This window comes from Microbacterium sp. NPDC012755 (assembly GCF_042901325.1).
GTDB lineage: Bacteria > Actinomycetota > Actinomycetes > Actinomycetales > Microbacteriaceae > Microbacterium > Microbacterium natoriense.
In genome coordinates, this window is sequence record NZ_JBIBCT010000001.1 from 1,295,112 (window position 1) to 1,309,691 (window position 14,580).

General features: G+C 69.8%; 17 protein-coding genes. 9 read left to right on the forward strand and 8 right to left on the reverse strand.

The window, feature by feature from the left end:
* The first annotated feature begins 69 nt into the window (after positions 1-69).
* On the forward strand, positions 70-648 hold the full coding sequence (locus ACFY5A_RS06160; RefSeq protein ID WP_387232409.1) for a helix-turn-helix domain-containing protein: 579 nt from the start codon (positions 70-72) through the stop codon (positions 646-648).
* A gap of 73 nt (positions 649-721) precedes the next feature.
* Here ACFY5A_RS06160 and ACFY5A_RS06165 read toward each other — a convergent pair whose 3' ends face one another.
* Genes ACFY5A_RS06165 through ACFY5A_RS06175 form a run of 3 tightly spaced genes read right to left on the reverse strand, consistent with a single transcriptional unit; the run spans position 722 to position 2,684 of the window.
* Entirely contained in the window at positions 722-1,408 is a 687-nt protein-coding gene (locus tag ACFY5A_RS06165; RefSeq protein WP_223587382.1) for a hypothetical protein, read from the reverse strand.
* Entirely contained in the window at positions 1,408-2,310 is a 903-nt protein-coding gene (locus ACFY5A_RS06170; RefSeq protein ID WP_105675755.1) for an ABC transporter ATP-binding protein, read from the reverse strand. The genes ACFY5A_RS06165 and ACFY5A_RS06170 overlap by 1 nt, the downstream gene beginning before the upstream one ends.
* Positions 2,307-2,684 carry a GntR family transcriptional regulator gene (locus ACFY5A_RS06175; protein ID WP_105675753.1) on the reverse strand — a complete coding sequence of 126 codons (378 nt, stop codon included), beginning with the start codon at positions 2,682-2,684 and terminating at the stop codon, positions 2,307-2,309. Before ACFY5A_RS06175 ends, ACFY5A_RS06170 begins: the two co-directional genes overlap by 4 nt.
* 136 nt (positions 2,685-2,820) lie before the next feature.
* On the opposite strand from ACFY5A_RS06175, the gene ACFY5A_RS06180 reads away from it, so the two are divergent.
* Entirely contained in the window at positions 2,821-2,982 is a 162-nt protein-coding gene (locus ACFY5A_RS06180; RefSeq protein ID WP_341940673.1) for a hypothetical protein, read from the forward strand.
* 75 nt (positions 2,983-3,057) lie between these two features.
* Here the strand turns inward: ACFY5A_RS06180 and ACFY5A_RS06185 are convergent, their stop codons facing one another.
* On the reverse strand, positions 3,058-3,669 hold the full coding sequence (locus tag ACFY5A_RS06185) for a bifunctional 4-hydroxy-2-oxoglutarate aldolase/2-dehydro-3-deoxy-phosphogluconate aldolase (protein WP_387232411.1): 612 nt from the start codon (positions 3,667-3,669) through the stop codon (positions 3,058-3,060).
* A gap of 92 nt (positions 3,670-3,761) precedes the next feature.
* Complete coding sequence (locus tag ACFY5A_RS06190; protein WP_387232413.1) at positions 3,762-4,682, reverse strand: sugar kinase; 921 nt, start codon at positions 4,680-4,682, stop codon at positions 3,762-3,764.
* 100 nt (positions 4,683-4,782) lie between these two features.
* Here ACFY5A_RS06190 and ACFY5A_RS06195 point away from each other — a divergent pair, with 100 nt between their 5' ends.
* The 4 genes from ACFY5A_RS06195 to ACFY5A_RS06210 all read left to right on the forward strand — a co-directional run bounded on the left by ACFY5A_RS06195 (position 4,783) and on the right by ACFY5A_RS06210 (position 8,517).
* Positions 4,783-6,066: an alanine racemase gene (locus tag ACFY5A_RS06195; protein WP_387232415.1), complete on the forward strand. Its 1,284-nt coding sequence runs from the start codon at positions 4,783-4,785 to the stop codon at positions 6,064-6,066.
* Between the two features lie 8 nt (positions 6,067-6,074).
* Positions 6,075-6,806, forward strand: coding sequence for an IclR family transcriptional regulator (locus ACFY5A_RS06200; protein WP_341940669.1), 732 nt, complete (start codon positions 6,075-6,077; stop codon positions 6,804-6,806).
* Between the two features lie 24 nt (positions 6,807-6,830).
* Positions 6,831-8,021, forward strand: a complete 1,191-nt coding sequence (locus tag ACFY5A_RS06205) for a class I SAM-dependent methyltransferase (protein WP_387232417.1) — start codon at positions 6,831-6,833, stop codon at positions 8,019-8,021.
* Positions 8,022-8,175: 154 nt separating this feature from the next.
* Positions 8,176-8,517 carry a hypothetical protein gene (locus ACFY5A_RS06210; RefSeq protein ID WP_341940667.1) on the forward strand — a complete coding sequence of 114 codons (342 nt, stop codon included), beginning with the start codon at positions 8,176-8,178 and terminating at the stop codon, positions 8,515-8,517.
* A gap of 29 nt (positions 8,518-8,546) precedes the next feature.
* Here ACFY5A_RS06210 and ACFY5A_RS06215 read toward each other — a convergent pair whose 3' ends face one another.
* The gene (locus ACFY5A_RS06215; RefSeq protein WP_341940666.1) at positions 8,547-8,891 is read right to left on the reverse strand and encodes a DUF6578 domain-containing protein; all 345 of its coding nucleotides are present in this window, start codon (positions 8,889-8,891) and stop codon (positions 8,547-8,549) included.
* Between the two features lie 324 nt (positions 8,892-9,215).
* Between ACFY5A_RS06215 and ACFY5A_RS06220 the strand changes: the two genes are divergently transcribed.
* Genes ACFY5A_RS06220 through ACFY5A_RS06230 form a run of 3 tightly spaced genes read left to right on the forward strand, consistent with a single transcriptional unit; the run spans position 9,216 to position 12,425 of the window.
* Positions 9,216-10,553 carry a glycine betaine/L-proline ABC transporter ATP-binding protein gene (locus ACFY5A_RS06220; RefSeq protein WP_223587374.1) on the forward strand — a complete coding sequence of 446 codons (1,338 nt, stop codon included), beginning with the start codon at positions 9,216-9,218 and terminating at the stop codon, positions 10,551-10,553.
* Positions 10,550-11,503, forward strand: a complete 954-nt coding sequence (locus tag ACFY5A_RS06225) for a proline/glycine betaine ABC transporter permease (RefSeq protein ID WP_105675739.1) — start codon at positions 10,550-10,552, stop codon at positions 11,501-11,503. The genes ACFY5A_RS06220 and ACFY5A_RS06225 overlap by 4 nt, the downstream gene beginning before the upstream one ends.
* Positions 11,496-12,425: a glycine betaine ABC transporter substrate-binding protein gene (locus ACFY5A_RS06230; protein ID WP_387232420.1), complete on the forward strand. Its 930-nt coding sequence runs from the start codon at positions 11,496-11,498 to the stop codon at positions 12,423-12,425. The genes ACFY5A_RS06225 and ACFY5A_RS06230 overlap by 8 nt, the downstream gene beginning before the upstream one ends.
* A gap of 129 nt (positions 12,426-12,554) precedes the next feature.
* Here the strand turns inward: ACFY5A_RS06230 and ACFY5A_RS06235 are convergent, their stop codons facing one another.
* Together ACFY5A_RS06235 and ACFY5A_RS06240 are read right to left on the reverse strand one after the other, a co-directional pair.
* Positions 12,555-13,814 (reverse strand): sensor histidine kinase, encoded by a 1,260-nt coding sequence (locus tag ACFY5A_RS06235; protein WP_387232422.1) that lies wholly within the window; start codon positions 13,812-13,814, stop codon positions 12,555-12,557.
* 5 nt (positions 13,815-13,819) lie between these two features.
* Positions 13,820-14,485, reverse strand: coding sequence for a response regulator transcription factor (locus ACFY5A_RS06240; RefSeq protein WP_387232424.1), 666 nt, complete (start codon positions 14,483-14,485; stop codon positions 13,820-13,822).
* Between the last annotated feature and the right edge of the window lie 95 nt (positions 14,486-14,580).

Here is a 14,580-nt window from a genome sequence, read left to right on the forward strand (position 1 = left end):
CACGATAGTTACGCAAGAGAAGTTGCGCAACTCCTATTGCGCAACTTTGGATGCGGATACACTGGCGGGATGAGCGAGGAGAAGCGCGTCGATCCGGTCTGGATGACGTCGGACATGCTCAAGGCGTACGCGAACCCGCTGCGACGGCAGATGATCGCCCTGTTCGCGCGCCGCGACCACCTGCGGGCCGCTGATGTCGCCGCGGAGCTCGGCATCGCCCCGAACAGCGCGAGCTTCCACCTGCGGGTGCTGGCGGATGCCGGACTCATCGAGGAGGCCCCCGAGCATGCGCGCGATCGACGCGACCGGGTCTGGGTCGGGCGCAAGCTGGCGCTGAACCTCGGCGGCCCGGAGAGCCCGGTGCCCGACGAGGCCCTCGGCAGCGTCATGATCCGCTCTCTCGCCGAGGACCATCAGGACATGATGCGACGCGTGGTCGAGTGGACCCCCGAGTACGTCGCCGGTCGGGCGAGCGGGGTGCACGCGGCGTTCGTGCAGCGCGTGGTGCGCCTCACGACCGACGAGTTCAGCGCCCTGCTGGAGCGGATCGACGAGGTCATCACCGAGGCCGTCGACGCCCACGACCAGGACGATCCGGACGGCCGCGCCTGGCAGATGGACCTCCTGGCCGCCGACGACGCGATCTGACCCCTCGCGCGCAGAGACGCGGATGCCGCGACCGCACGTGTCCGTGCAGCCGCGGCATCCGTCCTCCGATCGTCTAGGGGAGCGCCCTCCGGAAGGCGAGGAACGAGATCCCCATCAGGCCGACGGTGACCACGAGGCCCCAGAGCGCGAGGCCGAGGGCGCCGAGGGTCATCACGCCCTCCCAGAAGCCGCCCCACCAGTCGAGCTTCGTCGCCAGGAACCCCAGGCCGACGAGCAGCAGCGCCACGGCCACCCACGAGATCGTGAGGACGGTGAGCCCCCAGGTCTTGAAGATCGTCGCCCCGGTGAAGCCGAGCACGAAGAGGCCGAGGGCGAGCGTGAAGTAGACCACGAAGGCGCCGATGGGTCCGGCCTCCCACAGCCAGTCCAGGTAGAAGACGTAGCCGTTCACGCCGTAGCCGTGCGTGAGCACCTCGATGCCGCCGCCGATCAGGAACAGCACCCCCATGAGGGCGCTGGCGAGCACCGCGGTGAGCATCGTGCCGAGGAAGAACTCCCGGCGCGTGATGCTCAGCGCCTGCGAGAACGGGAAGGTGTAGGTCATCGCCCCGATGCCGATCGCCATGAAGTACCAGAGCGGCGCCTGCCCTGCACCACCGTACTTGGGGGTGTCGACCGGGATCATCGCGTAGACGAGGATCGAGAGCAGGGTCGCCCCGACCAGGATGATCAGCGGCGTCCAGATGAAGGTCTGCCGGTTGATCATCTGCAGACGGACGACGTTGAGTGTGCGTCGCATCAGCGCACCTCCTCTTTCTCGGCGGCGGTGACGTCGCCGCGCTGGGTGAGCCGCACGACGAGTTGCTGCAGCGAGACCGGCGCGAGGTCGAGGCCGGCGGCGGCGACCTCCGCTCTTTCCGCGGCGCTGAGCTCGCCGAGCGTGGTGACCGAGGCGACTCTCCCGAGCGCCTCGCGATGAAGGACCTCACGGCCGGCGGCCCAGGCGTCGACTCTGGCGGCGTCACCGACCACGGTGACGGCACGGTCGCGCACGGCATCCGTGTCTTCGTTGAGGATGATCCGGCCGTTGTCGATCACGATGACCTTCTCGATGAGGTTGGAGACCTCGTCGATCAGGTGCGACGACAGGATGACGGTGCGCGGGTGCTCCGCGTAGTCCTCGAGCAGCCGGTCGTAGAAGATCTGCCTGGCGACGGCGTCGAGGCCGAGGTAGGGCTCGTCGAAGAACGTGAGCTCGGCGCGCGAGGCGAGGCCGATGATCACGCCGACGGCGGAGAGCTGCCCTCGCGAGAGCTTCTTGATGCGCTGCTTCAACGGGAGCTGGAACTCGGCGGTCAGCCGGTCGGCGAGCGTCTGGTCCCAGTGCGGGAAGAACAGGCGTGCGGCCGAGAACGCGTGCCGGGGCGTCGCATCGTCGGGGTACTTCTGCCCCTCGCGGACGAAGCAGATCCGACCGAGCACGCGGGCGTTCTCGTACGGGTGCTCGCCGAACACCCGCACGGAGCCGGACGTCTCGAAGTTCTGCGCGGTGAGGATCGACATGAGCGTCGTCTTGCCTGCGCCGTTGCGGCCGAGGAGGCCGTAGATCGCGCCGGGCTCGAGCGACAGCGACACGTCGTCGAGCGCCCTCTTGTCCCGGTATCTCTTGGTGAGGTTCTGCACCTCGATGACCGCGGTCATGCGGGGTTCCCTTCGGTGCGGGCGGCGCGCTCGGCGAGCAGTGCCGCGAGGTCGGTGGCGTCGAGGCCGAGCGTGCGGGCCTCGGTGAGGAGCGGGTCGATGTAGCGCTCGGCGAACGCGGAACGGCGCTCCCCGAGGAGCAGGTCCTTCGCGCCGGCGGCGACGAACATGCCGATGCCGCGGCGCTTGTACAGCACGCCCTTGTCGGTGAGCATTGCGACTCCCTTCGCAGCGGTGGCCGGATTGATCCGGTAGAACGCGGCGAGCTCGTTCGTCGAAGGCGCCTGAGACTCCTCGGCCAGCGAGCCGTCGAGGATCGAGTCCTCGATCTGCTCGGCGATCTGGAGGAAGAGGGGCTTGCCTTCTTCGATCACGAGTCCTCCGATGGTTAGTGGGTTAGTTACTCGACTAGGTAACCATGCAACCGGGAGTTGTGTCAAGAGGTCGCGGGAAGGCGCGTCCTCCTTCGATCTCGTGACAGCGACCGACCTGTCGACGTATCGTGTGGGCATGTCTCGAGAGAATCAGCCTGACGACACGGCGCAATCGGTCGGTGAGGATCCGGCGTACCTGACCTCGGCCGGCGAGCGCGAGAACGATCGCGCTCGCGAAGACGCCGAGCGTGCGCTGACGACCTGGTACTCGTCGAACATCTCGTTCACAGCCGGGTAGGTCTCACGCGAGAGAGCCTCCCCGACGAAGACGTCGGGGAGGCTCTCTGGAGGCGTTGTCGGGGTGTGCGGCGGCTCAGGAGTCCGAACCGTCGAGCAGAGCGGCGAGGAGGGGGAGCTGCGCCGGGTCCTCCAGCGCGGTGCCGACGGCGACGACGCTCGCGCCCGCCTTCAGGTAGTCGCCGGCGTTGGCGGCGTTCATGCCGCCCGTGGTCACGAACCTCGCCTGCGGGAAGGGGCCCTGCATGGCGGTGAGCCACGGCGTCCCGAGCACGGATGCCGGGAACGCCTTCACCCAGGTCAGGCCGGCCTTGAGGGCGAGCTGCACCTCGCTCGCCGTGGCGACGCCGGGCATGCTCGGCATCCCCGCTTCGTGCGACGCCCGGACGACGTCGAGGTCGAGTCCGGGGCTCACGGTGAAGGATGCGCCCGCCGCGGTCGCCTGGGCGACGTGTTCGAGCGACACCACGGTTCCGGCGCCGACGATCTTGCCCCGTTCGCGCGCCGCCGCCGCGACCGCGCGCAGCGCCTCGAGGTCTTCGGGCGTCTGGATGGGAAGCTCGACCATGTCGATGCCGAGGTCCCATGCGGTCGTCGACACCGCCAGGCTGCGCTCGACGCCCATGCCGCGCAGGATCGCCATCAGCCGTGCGCCGCCGAAGAGCTCCTCGAAACCGGAGTTGTCCATCGTCTTCCCTCTCTCGTCGCGGCCGCCGCGGCAGCCGGTCTCTTCTCTCACGGGCCGCGGGGGCGGCCGTTCTCGTCATCGACCGCGGGCGGTCAGCCCACGGCATCCGTCTGCGCGGCGCCGACCACGTCCTCGGTCGACTGCAGCACCAGGTGTGCGCGCTCGTGCCCTGCCCGCAGGCTCTCCTGCGGAGACCGACCCTGCAGCATCCCGGCCAGGTAGCCCGCGGCGAACGCGTCTCCCGCGCCGACGGCCTCCACGACCTCGGTCGGGATGGCCGGTGCGAACACGACGCCGTCGGCGGAGAACTCCGTCGCACCCACGTCGCCGTCCTTCACGACGACGTGCGCGGGGGAGGGCAGGAGGGCGCGCACGTCGGCGGCGGTGCGGCATCCCCACAGGGTCTCGGCCTCGTCCAGGCCGACGAACACGATGTCGGCGCGGTTCGCGAAGGCGAGCAGCGCGGGGGCGGCATCGGATGCCGACCACAGCGCGGCGCGGTGGTTCACGTCGAAGCTCAGCAGGGCGGGGCTCGCGGAGACCCGCGTGATCACGGCCTCGATCATCGCCGCGCAGCTCGCGGAGAGCGCGGGGGTGATGCCGGAGACGTGCACGATCCGTGCGTCTTCGAGGGGCACGTCGGCAACGGAGTCCGGCGTCATGCGCGAGGCGGCGGAACCCGCACGGTAATAGCGCACGCCGTTGCCCGGGTCCTTGAAGTACACCCCGGTGGGGGCATCCGCGTCGAACCCGACCCAGCGGGTGTCGACGCCCCGCGATGCGACGGCGCGGTGCACGCGGTGCCCGAGCACCTCGTCGCCGAGGCGGCTCACCCAGGCGGAGCTCTCGCCGAGGATCGCGACGTGGGCGGCGACGTTCGATTCGGCGCCCCCGATGCTCAGGCGCACGTCGTCGGCGTCGGCGAGGGGGGTCGCGTCGCGAGGGGTGACGAGGAGCATGGTCTCCCCGATCGCGATCAGGGCCGGCGTGGCGGCAGGGGTCATGAGTGCCATGATGTCGAGCGTGTGCATTCCCCGCAACGAGAGTTGCAGCATGTGCACACCGGCGCATCCGGGGGTAGGTTCGACGCAGAACCCGTATGAGGAGGAACCCATGGCACAGCGACTGCTGCTCGACGGACTCGGCGCTGAGCGCCTCTCGGCCAGAGACAAGGGCATCCCGGAGCGCGCGTTCGGGATGACCGTCGACGCGTTCCTCGCCACCGCGCCCCGCCTCTCCGAGTTCTGGACCCCTCTCATCGCGCTCGACGACAGCGCCATGCGCAGCAACGTCGACGTCATGGCCGCGTGGACGCGCGAGCGGGGGCTCGAGCTCATGCCCCACGGCAAGACGACGATGGCCCCCGCGCTCTGGCAGCGCCAGCTCGACGCCGGATGCCCCGGCATCACCCTCGCGAACATGGATCAGGTGCGCGCGGCGCGCACCTTCGGCCTCGAGGAGATCATGCTCGCGAACGCCGTGGTCGACCCCCGTTCGCTGCGCTGGCTCGCCGAGGAGCTGGCGGACCCGGAGTTCCGTTTCCTCAGCTGGGCGGACTCCGTCGACACGGTGGAGCGAATGCAGAGCGCCCTGCGCGAGATCGGCGTGCCCCGCCGCGTGGACGTGTGCGTCGAGCTCGGAGCGCCCGGAGGCCGCACCGGCGCCCGCACCCTCGACGAGGCCGGCGAGATCGCACGGCTGATCGCGGCATCCGATGTCCTGCGGCTGGCCGGGGTCGCCGGTTACGAGGGCAGCCTCGGGCACGACCGCTCGCCGGAGGCGCTCGCCGCCGTGCGCCGCTACCTCGGCGACCAGATCGCGCTGCACGATTCCCTCGCCGACCTCTACGACGACGAGGGCGACGTGTTCGTGACGGCCGGAGGCAGCGCGTACTTCGACCTCGTGGCCGAGGTCTACGCGCCCGCCATCGCCCGCGGGGAGCGCACCCGCTGGACCCTCCGCTCCGGCGCCTACATCGTGCACGACGACGGCTTCTACCGGGGCATCTCCCCGCTCGACGAGACGTACGACGGCGAGCACGGCATCCTGCGCTCGGCCATGCACGGCTGGACCCGCGTCGTCTCGCACCCCGAGCCGGGGCTCGCGCTGCTCGACGGGGGCAAGCGCGACCTGCCGTTCGACGAGGGGCTGCCGACGCCGCAGGGTGTCGCCGCCGACCCCGGAGCGGCCCTCGCCCCGCTCGCCGGCGCGACGGTGTCGTCGATGAACGACCAGCACACCTTCCTGCGGCTGACGGATGCCGGGGTCGGCATCGGCGACGTCGTCCTTCTCGGTCTCTCCCACCCCTGCACCGCCTTCGACAAGTGGCACTACCTGCCCGTCGTCGCGTCCGCTGAGGACGACCGCGTGGTCGAGCTCGTGCGGACCTTCTTCTAGGCCCCGCCGTGTCTCAGAGCGTGCGCAGGGCCGCCCTCATCATCGACTCGATCGCGGCGAGGCCGAAGAGCGTGGCGGAGCTCGCGACCGAGTTCGACCTGCACCGCTCGACCATGTTCCGTGAGCTGCAGACCCTGGAGGACGTGGGGTACGTGCGCCGACGGGCCGACGGGGCGTACGTGCTGGCGTTCCACCTCGTCTCGCTCGCCCAGATCGCGCTGGAGAACCTCGACCTGCGCAGGGCGGCGTCCGCGCACCTGCGCGAGCTGCACGAGGTCGTCGGCAACACGCTGCACGTGGCCGCGCTCATCGACGACACCATCGTCTACGTCGACAAGGTCGAGGATCAGGGCGGTGTGCGGATGTACTCCCGCATCGGCTCGCGCGTGCTCCCGCACTGCACGGGGGTGGGCAAGGCGATCCTCGCGGATCTCGACGAGCACAGGAGGGATGCCGTGCTCGCCGGCACCGACTGGACCGCGCACACCGCGCGCACGCTGACCTCGCGCTCCGCCCTCGACGCCGAGCTCGACGTCATCTCGGCCCGCGGATGGGCGGTCGACGACGCCGAGTTCGAGGACTTCGTGAACTGCGTCGCCGTGCCGATCCGCACCGCGATGGGCGTGGTCGGCGCCCTGTCGCTCACCGCGATCCGGATGGTGCAGGACCTCGACGATCTCGCCCACCGCATCCCGCTGCTGGAGCGCACGGCCGCGCGCATCGCCCGCGAGGTCGGGTAGGCGACGGCCGCGTATCGTGGGGACGTGCCCGACTTCCCCTACGACCGCCTGCGGCGGTGGCCCGACGTCGAGGCCGAGAACCTCCAGGCCCACGACGCCACCGACCTGCTGCTCGTGGAGAGGGCGCTCGCGCTCGGCATCGCCGGCGAGGAGATCGCGGTCATCGGCGACGAGTACGGCGCGATCACGCTGGCGCTGACGGATGCCGGTCGCACCGGCGTGCGCGTGCACCAGGACCTCGCGACGGGGCGGCGCGCCCTGCTGCGCAACGCCGAGGAGCTGGGGCTGAGCGGATTCGCGTCGTACGAGCTCGACCGCTCGCTGCTCGACGGCGCGCGGCTCGTGCTGCTGCAGCTGCCCAAGGCGCTCGCGGAGCTGGAGGAGATCACGGATGCCGTGGCCCGCTGGGCCGCGCCCGACGCCGTTCTGGTGGCCGGAGGGCGGGTCAAGCACATGACCCTCGCGCAGAACGACGTGCTCGCTCGGAGCTTCGCGGAGGTGCAGCCGCAGCGGGCGGAGCGGAAGTCCCGGCTGATCGTGGCCTCCGCGCCTCTGCCGGCTCCCGCGGCCGCGCCGTTCCCGGTGTCGACGGTGCACGGCGGCCTCACGGTCGTCGCGCACGGCGGGGCGTTCGCCGGCTCCCGGATCGACATCGGCACCCGTGTGCTGCTCGACGCCCTCGCCGGATTCGGTTCACAACTCAGCAAGAACGGCCCCGCAATCGCTGATATCGACCCTGAAGGCCGGGATTCTTCCCGATCTTGCGGAGTTGTGAACGGGGCGCCGACCGTGATCGACCTGGGCTGCGGCACCGGCGTGCTCGCGGTCTCCTACGCGCTCGCCCATCCGGGGGCGCGGGTGATCGCGACGGACCGCTCGGCGTCCGCCGTGGCATCGGCGCGAGCGACCGTCGAGGCGAACGCGCTCGCCGACCGCATCGCGGTCACCCACGACGATGCCGGTTCGGCTCTGGCCGATGCGAGCGCGGACGTCGTGCTGCTGAACCCGCCGTTCCACCTCGGCGCCAGCATCCACCCCGGGGCGGCGACCCGGCTGTTCGAGGCCGCGGCGCGGATGCTGCGCCCCGGCGGCGAGCTGTGGACCGTGTACAACTCCTCCCTCGGATACCGGGCGGAGCTGTCGCGGCTGATCGGCGAGACGGAGCAGGTGCTGCGCACCCCGAAGTTCACGGTGACCCGCAGCATCCGGCGCTGATCGCTCTCTGCAGAACACCCCACTCGTCCTTCACAATCGAGCCATCCCGCGAGTTCTCCACAGCATCCGGAATTCTCCTCTGACAGGGACTTTCCCTCACTTCGATGGCTGGCAATCTGAAGCCCTCAGCCCGGAGGATGGAAAGGTGCTCACCGTGACAGAACCTCAGATATGGACCGCGCTCGGCATCCTCGCCGCAGCCCTCACCGGAACGATCGCGCTGTCCACGCAGTTGATGATGCGCACGATCTCCGCGCAGTTCGCCACGGTGAACACGAAGATCGAGGGCCTGCAGACGGAGATGATCGTCCGATTCGAGAGCGTGGATCATCGGTTCGAGCAGGTGGATCGACGGTTCGAGGAAGTCGATCGACGCTTCGGCGAGATGGATCGTCGGTTCGTCGGCATCGAGAAGCGGCTCGATCGGGTCGAGCATCGGTTGGACGGCCTCGACGGCGACGTCCAGGCGCTCACGAAACGGCTGCTGCCCGACTGATCGCGGGCCGCGGTGGGCGGCGTCGGCGATCAGTGCGAGACGTCCAGGTCGACGAGGTAGCCGGCGGGCCTTCGTCCCTCCTCGCGCCAGGGGACTCGCGGGATCGGGTCGAGGTTCGCGGGATCGGTGATCCGGCCGCCGTTCTCGTGCCGCCGCCAGACTGCCGCGATGCTCGTCACGATCCCCGTGACCTGCGGGAGCGGATCGTCTTCGTGGTGCATCTCGACGCCGTCGAGGGAGTTCGCGAACACCTCGCCCAGGGTCTTCCCGAACCATTCTCCGACCTCTGTGCTGACGCCCAGCGTGACCTCCGAGCCGGTCTCGAACGGCTCTCCGCAGCACGACCACTCCCACGCCGACAGCCAGATCCTCATGGGGGAGACCATACTCGTCCACCCCGTTCAATCCCCCGGTCAGCCGACGAAACCGAACAGTGATCAGAATTGCGGATTTGCCCCTGACCGGCCATTTCGTTAGGTTGGGTTGAGGGCCTGACGGCCCAAGATCAGTCCGCGGCCGCGTCCTTCTTTCGATGTGCTGTGCTGCGAAGAGGCGCGGGCGTACGGTCGATGTTCTCTGCGAGGGATCCGAAATCCCTCGCCAGCGCCGCCACAGCGAAGCACTCGAAACGGCCCCGTGAACGTCACCCGGGCGTAACCGAAGCGGGCTCGCCCCACAGGGCGCGCCGCGGGGGAAACGTGTCCGAAATCGCACTTGAAGCGCGCCATCTGTACAAGGTCTTCGGGAAGAACCCGAACCAGGCCGTCCGTCGACTGAAGTCCGGAGAGAGCCGCACCGACGTCGTCGACGCGGGAACCGCCGCCGTCATCGACGCCGGCTTCACCGTGAACCGCGGTGAGATCTTCGTCATCATGGGGCTGTCCGGCTCCGGCAAGTCCACCATCATCCGCATGCTCAACGGGCTGCACGAGGCGACCGACGGCAGCGTCATCGTCGCAGGAGACCCGATCACCGGCATCCCGGCCTCGCGGTTGCGGGAGATCCGCCGCGACCGCATCTCGATGGTGTTCCAGCACTTCGCCCTGCTCCCGCACCGCACGGTCGCCGCGAACGTCGCCTACCCGCTGGAGCTCAAGGGGATGCCCAGGGGCGAGCGTCTCGCGAAGGCCGAGGAGATCCTGACCCTCGTGGGTCTCGAAGGCCAGGGCGACAAGCTGCCCTCCGAGCTCTCCGGCGGCATGCAGCAGCGCGTCGGCATCGCCCGCGCGCTCGCCGCCGACACCGACATCCTGCTGATGGACGAGGCGTTCAGCGCGCTCGATCCGCTGATCCGCCGCGAGATGCAGGAGCAGCTGCTCGAACTGCAGCAGAAGCTCCAGAAGACGATCGTGTTCATCACGCACGACCTCAACGAGGCGATGTTCCTCGGCGACCGGATCGCGGTCATGCGCGACGGCCGCATCGTGCAGATCGGCACGCCGGAGGACATCCTCACTGACCCTGCGAACGACTACGTCGAGCAGTTCGTGCAGGACGTCGACCGTGCCCGTGTGCTCACCGCCGCGAACGTCATGGAGCGCCCTCGTCCCGTCGTGGCGCACACCGCCGGCCCCCGCACGGCGCTCCGCCAGATGCGCGACGCCTACATGTCGGCGACGTACGTGGTCGGCCGCGACCGCCAGCTCGTCGGCATCGTGACCGACCGCGATGCCGTGAAGCTCGTGCGCAAGGGCATCACCACGCTGGACTCGATCCTCAAGCCGGTGCCGCTCGCCGTGAACGAGGACGAGGTGCTGATGAACCTCTTCATCCCCTCGGTCGAGTCCCCCGTGCCGCTCGCGGTGACGGATGCCGCCGGCCGCCTGGTCGGAGTCATCCCCCGCGTCACCCTCCTCGCCGCCCTGGGCCCCGGCCCCGGCGCGACGGGAGAGCTCACCCTGCCGCTCATGCCGATGCCGCAGGCCGAGATCGACGCCGTGCTCGACGACGGCTGGACCGCCGAGCCCGCGACGTTCCCCGTCGTGGAGCGCGGACTCGAACGCACGGATGACAGCGCCGAGGAGGCCACCCGATGAACTTCCATCTCCCCGTCGGCACGTGGGTCGAATCCGCCGTCGACTGGATCAAGGACAACCTCGACGGTCTCCTCGGAGTCGTCTCGTTCGTCGTGACGTCGCTCGTCGAGGGCCTCACGTACCTCCTGCTGCTGCCGTATTTCTTCGTCGTGATCGCCGTGGCGGCCCTCATCGCGTGGCTCGTGCGCTCCTGGCAGCTCGCCATCGGCACCGTGATCTCCTTCGGTCTCATCGTGGCGATGGGCCTGTGGGTGCCCGCCATGCAGACGCTGGCCCTGGTGCTCGTCGCCGCGATCGTCGCGGTGCTGATCGCGATCCCGCTCGGCATCTGGTCGGCCCGCAACCCGACCGTGCGCGCGGTGCTGAAGCCGGTGCTCGACTTCATGCAGACCATGCCCGCGTTCGTGTACCTGATCCCCGCGATCGTGTTCTTCAGCATCGGCGTGGTGCCGGGGCTCGTCGCGACGGTCATCTTCGCCCTGCCCCCTGGCGTGCGACTCACCGAGCTCGGCATCCGCGGGGTCGACTCCGAGACCGTCGAGGCCGGTCAGGCCTTCGGCGCGACACCGGCGCAGATCCTGCGCGGCATCCAGCTTCCGCTCGCGATGCCGACGATCCTCGCCGGAGTGAACCAGGTGATCATGCTGGCCCTCTCGATGGCCGTGATCGCCGGTATGGCCGGGGCCGACGGCCTCGGGAAGATGGTCGTCGAGGCGATCTCCACCGTCAACATCGCCAAGGGCGTCGAGGCCGGTCTGGGCGTCGTGCTCATCGCCGTCTTCCTCGACCGCGTCACCGCCTCCCTCGGCTCGCTGGGACAGAACCCCTCGTCGCTGCTCTGGATGCTGGCCCACCGCCGCTCCGCCGAGAGCGCAGACGCGGCATCCGCAGCCGGAACCGCCGCTGAGCCCGAGACGCCCGCCGAAGAGAAGGAGCTGCAGAATGCCTAAGAACAGGATCCTCATCTCCGCGGCCCTCGTCGCCGCGGCATCCCTCGCCCTCGTCGGCTGCGCGACCGACGGCGCCGGAGGCACCAGCGGCCTCACCGGCAGCGGGTCGACCGGTGGGGAGAGCACGGGAGACAAGGGCACCATCACGCTCGGGTACCTGCCCAGCTGGACCGACGGCCTCAGCACCGCGTACCTGCTGCAGGACCAGCTCGGCAAGCTCGGCTACGACGTGAAGATGAAGACGCTCACCGAGGCGGGGCCGCTCTACGCGGGACTCGCTCAGGGCGACGTCGACCTCTACCCGTCGGCCTGGCCCGAGCTGACGCACGCCGAGTACATGACCAAGTACGCCGACTCGATCGAAGACCTCGGGGCGTACTACGACAACGCGAAGCTCACGATCGCCGTGCCGGAGTACTCCGACATCGACTCGATCGAGGACCTCGCGGGCAAGGGCGCGGACTTCGGAGGCAAGATCGTCGGCATCGAGCCCGGTGCGGGTCTCACGAAGCAGACGGTCAAGATGCTGTCGGCCTACGGGCTGGACGGCGAGTACTCGCTGCTCACCTCCTCGACCGCTGCCATGCTCACCGAGCTGAAGGCCGCGACCGAGAAGCAGGAGGACATCGTGGTCACGCTGTGGCGCCCCTTCTGGGCCAACGATGCGTTCCCCGTGAAGGATCTCGAGGATCCGAAGGGCGCGATGGGCGAGGCTGAGGGGCTGCACTTCCTCGGCACGAAGGGCTTCGCGAAGGAGTTCCCCGAGGCCGCAGCGCTCATCGAGAAGATCCGTCTGGACGACGAGCAGTACGGCTCGTTGGAGGACCTCGTCGTCAACCAGTACGGCGAGGGCAAGGAAGCGGATGCCGTCGACGCCTGGCTCGAGCAGAACGGCGACCGCCTGGGCTGGGTCGTCGACTGACGCCCACTCCCTCGCGCTCGCGCGCGCGTCCGCGCTCTCGCACGCTCGATCTTGCGTCGAGGGGTCAAGAAGTGCCGTCTCCGGGGAGTGGGAGGCGGCACTTCTTGACCCCTCAGCTGCGCTGAGGCGCTAGGCGGGGAGGGAGAGGGCGGCGATCAGGCCGCCGCCGGGGCGCGCGGTGAGATGCAGGGTTCCGCCGTGCTTCTCCGCGACGCTCTGCACGATCGCGAGGCCCAGCCCTGTGCCGTCCGGACCGGTCGACGTGCGCGTCGCGTCTCCGCGGTAGAAGGGCTCGGTGAGCAGCGCGAGCGTCGCCGGCGCGATGGGGGCGCCGGTGTTCTCGACCTCGACGACGACGCGATCCTTGCCGCGGCGCACGCGCACCCACAGCTCGCCGTCCGTGACGTTGTGGCGGATGCCGTTCTCCAGCAGGTTGCGCACGGCCCTGGCGATCAGCATCCCGTCTCCGTCGATCGACGCCGCCGAGAGGTCCGCGTGCAGCGTCACGTCGTTCACCGCGAGCTCCTCGATCTCCGCCGAGACGACGCTGTCGACCTCGACGTGCTCGACGTGCTTGAGGTCGGTGCGGGAGCGGGCGAGCGTGAGGAGCGCGGTGATGAGCCGTTCGCTCTGCTCGGTGGCGCGAAGGGCCCTGCGCATGTTGGGCTCCAACCCCTCCGGGACGTCGCCCTGGGCCAGCGGGATCTCGAGTGCGGTGCGGGTGGTCGTGAGCGGGGTCCGCAGTTCGTGGGAGGCGTTCGCGACGAAGCGGTCCTGCGCGGCGAACGCCGACTCCAGGCGGTCGAGCATGCCGTCGATCGTGTCGCCGAGCTCCTTGATCTCGTCGTCGGGGCCGGGGAGGTCGAGGCGTCGTCCGAGGTCGCGCTCGGAGATGTCGCGTGCGGTGGCGGTGACCTCGCCGATGCGGTCGAGGGAGCGCCGGGCGAGCCAGAACGCGATCGCGGCGGCCACCCCGGTGAACGCCAGGAGGGTCACCGCCGACCACAGCAGCAGGCCGCCGCCCACCTCGTCGGCGAGGAAGGTCGACTGCTGCAGCACCGCGCCGCCGACCGAGTCGACCGCAACGGTCTGGGCGGGAGTCGATGCGGGTATCGCCTGCGCGACCTCCTCGAAATAGGCGCAGCCGGTGATGGTCGCGCTGTCCGTCGACCCGAAGGTGGAGAAGGGGACGGCGCCCTCAGGCGCGGTCGTCCCGGTGACGTCGGTGCTGTCGGTCAGGGTGCTCGCGGGCACGCAGCTCTGCGTCGTCAGCGAGATGGCAGAGGCGAACAGCTGCTGCACGACCAGGTACTGCACGGCGAGCAGGGCGGCGCCCGCCGCGATGAACACCGCGGTGATGATCAGCACCAGCCTGGTGCGGAAGCTCATGCGTCTCATGACGTTCCCATCCGGTATCCGTGGCCGGCCGCCGAGTGGATGACGGCCGGCTCTCCGAGCTTGCGGCGCAGCGTGTGCACCACGATCTTGACGACGCCGCGGGTCCGTTCGAGCGGCTCGTCCCACACCTCGTCGAGCAGCTCCTCCGCGCTCACGTATCCGCCCTCGGCGGCGAGCAGCGTCTCCAGCACCCCGAACTCCTTGAGGGTGAGCCGGATCGGCATCCCCTCCCGCTCCGCGATGCGCCGGGCCACGTCGAGCCGGATCCCGGCGAACTCGCGCACCGCGCTCTGCCGCGTCCTCTGCGTGCGGCGGGCGAGGGAGCGGATGCGCGCGAGCAGCTCCACGTAGGCGAAGGGCTTGGCGAGGTAGTCGTCCGCGCCGAGGTCGAGGCCCTCGACGCGGTCGGTGAGGGCGCCCGCGGCGGTGAGCATGAGGATGCGCGCGGGATACCCCTGCGCCACGAGGGTGCGGCAGACGGCATCCCCGTGCAGCACCGGCAGGTCGCGATCGAGCACGATCACGTCGACGTCGGATGCCGCGGCCGCTGTCAGCGCGCTCGCGCCGTCGCGCGCGACGTCTACGAGGTACCCCTCTCGGCGCAGGCCGTCGGCCAGCGTGTCGGCCAGATCGACCTCGTCCTCCACCAGCAGCAGCCGCATGGCACCTCCCTCATCCGAGGGTGCGGGGGCCGCGGTTAGTTTCCGGTTAGGAGCCGTCATACCGACAGCAAACCACCGCCTCCATAGAACTGACT

Coding starts and splice junctions, on each gene's coding strand:
- ACFY5A_RS06225 (WP_105675739.1), top strand. CDS start 10,550: ATGAACTTCCATCTCCCCGTCGGCACGTGGGTCGAATCCGCCGTCGAC.
- ACFY5A_RS06185 (WP_387232411.1), bottom strand. CDS start 3,669: ATGGACAACTCCGGTTTCGAGGAGCTCTTCGGCGGCGCACGGCTGATG.
- ACFY5A_RS06215 (WP_341940666.1), bottom strand. CDS start 8,891: ATGAGGATCTGGCTGTCGGCGTGGGAGTGGTCGTGCTGCGGAGAGCCG.
- ACFY5A_RS06160 (WP_387232409.1), top strand. CDS start 70: ATGAGCGAGGAGAAGCGCGTCGATCCGGTCTGGATGACGTCGGACATG.
- ACFY5A_RS06170 (WP_105675755.1), bottom strand. CDS start 2,310: ATGACCGCGGTCATCGAGGTGCAGAACCTCACCAAGAGATACCGGGAC.
- ACFY5A_RS06230 (WP_387232420.1), top strand. CDS start 11,496: ATGCCTAAGAACAGGATCCTCATCTCCGCGGCCCTCGTCGCCGCGGCA.
- ACFY5A_RS06195 (WP_387232415.1), top strand. CDS start 4,783: ATGGCACAGCGACTGCTGCTCGACGGACTCGGCGCTGAGCGCCTCTCG.
- ACFY5A_RS06180 (WP_341940673.1), top strand. CDS start 2,821: ATGTCTCGAGAGAATCAGCCTGACGACACGGCGCAATCGGTCGGTGAG.
- ACFY5A_RS06165 (WP_223587382.1), bottom strand. CDS start 1,408: ATGCGACGCACACTCAACGTCGTCCGTCTGCAGATGATCAACCGGCAG.
- ACFY5A_RS06190 (WP_387232413.1), bottom strand. CDS start 4,682: ATGGCACTCATGACCCCTGCCGCCACGCCGGCCCTGATCGCGATCGGG.
- ACFY5A_RS06240 (WP_387232424.1), bottom strand. CDS start 14,485: ATGCGGCTGCTGCTGGTGGAGGACGAGGTCGATCTGGCCGACACGCTG.
- ACFY5A_RS06235 (WP_387232422.1), bottom strand. CDS start 13,814: ATGAGCTTCCGCACCAGGCTGGTGCTGATCATCACCGCGGTGTTCATC.